Source organism: Thermocladium sp. ECH_B (assembly GCA_001516585.1).
In the GTDB taxonomy this organism is placed as follows: domain Archaea; phylum Thermoproteota; class Thermoprotei; order Thermoproteales; family Thermocladiaceae; genus Thermocladium.
On record LOBW01000114.1, the window covers coordinates 1 to 3,418 of the forward strand.

The 3,418-nt window shown below is 49.1% G+C and carries 3 protein-coding genes; 1 reads left to right on the forward strand and 2 read right to left on the reverse strand.

Going from position 1 to position 3,418, the window contains the following annotated elements; translation table 11 throughout:
- Positions 1-315: 315 nt before the first annotated feature.
- Together AT710_09395 and AT710_09400 are read right to left on the reverse strand one after the other, a co-directional pair.
- Positions 316-1,749, reverse strand: coding sequence for a hypothetical protein (locus tag AT710_09395; protein ID KUO90174.1), 1,434 nt, complete (start codon positions 1,747-1,749; stop codon positions 316-318).
- Between the two features lie 22 nt (positions 1,750-1,771).
- Positions 1,772-2,758: an ATPase gene (locus tag AT710_09400; GenBank protein ID KUO90175.1), complete on the reverse strand. Its 987-nt coding sequence runs from the start codon at positions 2,756-2,758 to the stop codon at positions 1,772-1,774.
- Between the two features lie 63 nt (positions 2,759-2,821).
- Here AT710_09400 and AT710_09405 point away from each other — a divergent pair, with 63 nt between their 5' ends.
- A complete protein-coding gene (locus AT710_09405) occupies positions 2,822-3,118 on the forward strand; it encodes a hypothetical protein (GenBank protein KUO90176.1) in 297 nt (98 codons plus the stop codon).
- Positions 3,119-3,418 lie beyond the last annotated feature (300 nt).

Below are 3,418 nucleotides of genomic sequence, written 5' to 3' on the forward strand. Positions count from 1 at the left end.
AACGAATAAGGGCAACTTCACGAGGTAATAAGCGGGGAGTCCCTATATATCATTATCGCTAAAACGAGGAACCAATATTACTTTTATCATTTGCGTTCTCATAAAGTGAAACGGCAAACTCGCCCTTTAGGGTGGGGTAAAGCCTAAGCCCTGGTGTTGGTGGGGTAATTAGCTCCCTTCAATCAGTGGGAACGGGGAGTGAGGGGCCGACCCCACAAGGCCAGGGGGATGAGCGGCGCCCGTAAAAGGGGCGTCCCCCAAACCTCGGGACCCCACAAGGCGGGGAAGCGGGAAGCCCCTTAAGGGCGGGGTAGCTCACTTTATCATCATTTTATCCATTAGTAAAGCCCTATCGAGGTCTCTCATGCTGCCTATCTTTATGAATAGGCCATTCCCGAGCTTCGATATCTTCATAAGCAAGTCATCATCGCTATTGCTGCCTATGGCTATTGTGGATATGGTGGTTCCCATTCTCCGCAACTTAACTGCATCCTTAATTGCCTTAACTGCGTTAATTGTGCGACCATCGGTGACGCATATTAGGTGCCTCGTTGCGCCGCTTGTCCCGGTCACCACATCCATGGATTTCTCCAACGCATTCGATATATTGGTGCCGCCACCTGCATATATGTACNTAGTTATCTCCAGCATTTCCCGCTTATACCTGGATACTGGGTGGAGNTTCCATAATACGTCGGCCCGGAAATTGAATAATATTAACGCCAATCTATCGCTTGTTCTGGACAGGAAATTGATGTACCTAGATATGGCGTCCCTAGCTATATCTATCTTCATAACCCCATCACTCAATTCACGCATGCTGCCCGACACGTCTAGGCACAAGACTATATCCAGCATCTTTATGTCGGCGTACTCCTTCACAACTATATCCCTCTGAGTCACGGGTTTCCCCATCAACATCTTCCGCGAGACGTTTAGGGCCGTCTTATCGAAATCTATGCTTGAGAAACCATCCCCCAACCTATAACCCCTCATGCTCACGACATAGGTGGGGTATATGGTGGTCTCGGTGAACCTCACCACCTTCACGGTTCCTGCAGGCGACGAGGCGCCGCGGCTCCTGGATCTTAAGGTATCCAATGCAACCTTTTTACCCTTATCCTGGGGAGACAGGAGACCATAGGTGCTTAGGTATGGGAATAACTTCTCCATTGCCTTCAATTTCTCAGTTATGTTAGCCATGGGATCCACAAACATATTAAGGAGCTGGGCCAGGTTAAGGAAATTCGCGGTTCCAACACTGCCATAAAGGGCCTCATATATGGCCGTCACCATGGTGCTCGCCCCATCAACCATAACCGGGGAACTGGGTGCCGATGCTTTATCCTGGTCGCCTTGATCCTGGGATTTATCGGAGCGATCCTTATCGCTCTTGCCGCCCATTCCCGAATTGCCGGGAGGAGCGGGAGCCTCAACGCTATTCTCATCTGGTTTCATGGATGAATCCACGGAATTAAATGCGTAATCAAATGCATCCTCCAATACTTGAACCTTATCATCTGGATTAGATGTCTCCACCGAAGTAATCAGGTTCTCAATCCCTATTCGCTTCATTAATTCCTTTACATCATAATTGCTTGACAACATCATTCTCATTACTATATCATCAACAGCGGACTGGAATCCCCTCACGGAGCCCGGCCTAATTACCCGGGCATCGGCGTTCAGGTACTCATAAACCTTATCCAGCACTCGGGAAACGTAATCAATATACACTGAGTAACGCATTTCCCAGCACCTGCTTTAAACGCTAACGCTTCCTCCTGCTCAGGGTCGCCGCATCGTCGAACTTCTTAAGTAGGTAATCTATCTTCTCCTCATCATTAGAGAAGTTGCCCCTCATGACGTGAGCCACATTGCTAACTACTTCCTTCTTTAAATCGACTAGACTGACGTCGCGGCCCTCTATCCAGGCGCGCGACATTGCGCTGGATATCGCATATATGGAGGAACGAACGCTTGGTCCGATGTCCACTAGGCCATCCTGAACCACTTGCATCACTAAGTTAGACACTACCTCCACGGCGAAGTCAGGAACCTTAACGCCTAAATGCTCAAGCATTAGGTTTGCCTTCCAATTAAGTATTGCCCGCAGCACGTCCTTATCCGGGTAATTTATGTTAACCACCTTCATCCTATCAGCCAACGCCTCGCTCAACTCATAAACGCCCGAGTACTCCGAGGGATTAGAGGTCGCTATTACCAGGAAATCACTCCGTATTCGGAACCCCCTTATGAACACGAAGTGCTCCTGTAATGCTTGAAGCAGGGCTGCTTGACTATAGGGATTCAGCCTGTTTATTTCATCCAGCACAAGTATCCCGCCATGAGCCATGACAAGCGGGCCTGGGATGAATGCGAGGGGGTGATCCAAGCCTGCCTGGAGCGCCACCGCTATATCTATATCGCCCGTTAATTCCGCGGCCGTCATGTGGCTATGGCAAGCAACCTCCATGTATGGGGGATCCGATATTGAGAGGAGGGAAGCAATTTCCTCCGCTAAAGTTGTTTTGCCGACCCCCACGGGCCCCATCACCATCACGTGCCGGCCCACGGCTAATCCGCTCAATATATCCAGCGCAACATCGCTTAAGCCCTTTAGGGAGAGCTCAAGGCCGGCCAATATGTTGCTCACCCCCTTCGACCTAATTGAGTTAGCGACTAGTTTCTCCACTGGGATGCTTTCCCGCCTAAGCAAGCCCGATAACTTAGGCATTTTCTCGGTTAAATCATCCATACCGTTTTGCAATAAGGGAAAACTCTATTAACCTTTTCTATCAGCATAAACAGAGGGAAAAAGATGTCGGATGAGGATGATTTCAACGAGTTCGAGCTAAAGAAGGATATAAAGGACCCAAAGAGGAAGTGGGCCGATAGGATAGTGAAATCAATAAAGATATACTATAAGAAGTGCCCCTACTTCGACCTCCACTCAGGGGATTGCTTCATAATGGAGGGGGAGGGAGACAAGTGCCCACGGGACGGCAAGTATGAGGGATGCCCCATCCTAGAAGCATTCCTGGTGAAGAGGTACGATGAAATAAAGGCAAAGGGGAAGACACTGCCATACGACTTCAGGGACCTAGCCCTGGTTTAGAATGGAGGCACAAAATGATAAAACGAACGGCAAGCACTTGCTTCATGTATAAGGGCACAAAAACAATTCGGAGAAGCAAGCATTAATTTATATTCGTCCTTACCATTTGGGAATCACAAGGATATGCCTGACCTCCTCCCCGCCTTGAGGGCGAGGGCTCCCCGAGGTCTAGAGGGTTACGCCCCATTAAGGGCGCTACTCGATTATGATCCACGATAAAGGAGAGAGGCTTCTTTATTGCTGAGATCACTATACCGGTGGCCTTCTTCAAGATATTCAATGCGCCATTCAAGTCGGAAT

Coding starts and splice junctions, on each gene's coding strand:
- AT710_09400 (KUO90175.1), bottom strand. CDS start 2,758: ATGGATGATTTAACCGAGAAAATGCCTAAGTTATCGGGCTTGCTTAGG.
- AT710_09405 (KUO90176.1), top strand. CDS start 2,822: ATGTCGGATGAGGATGATTTCAACGAGTTCGAGCTAAAGAAGGATATA.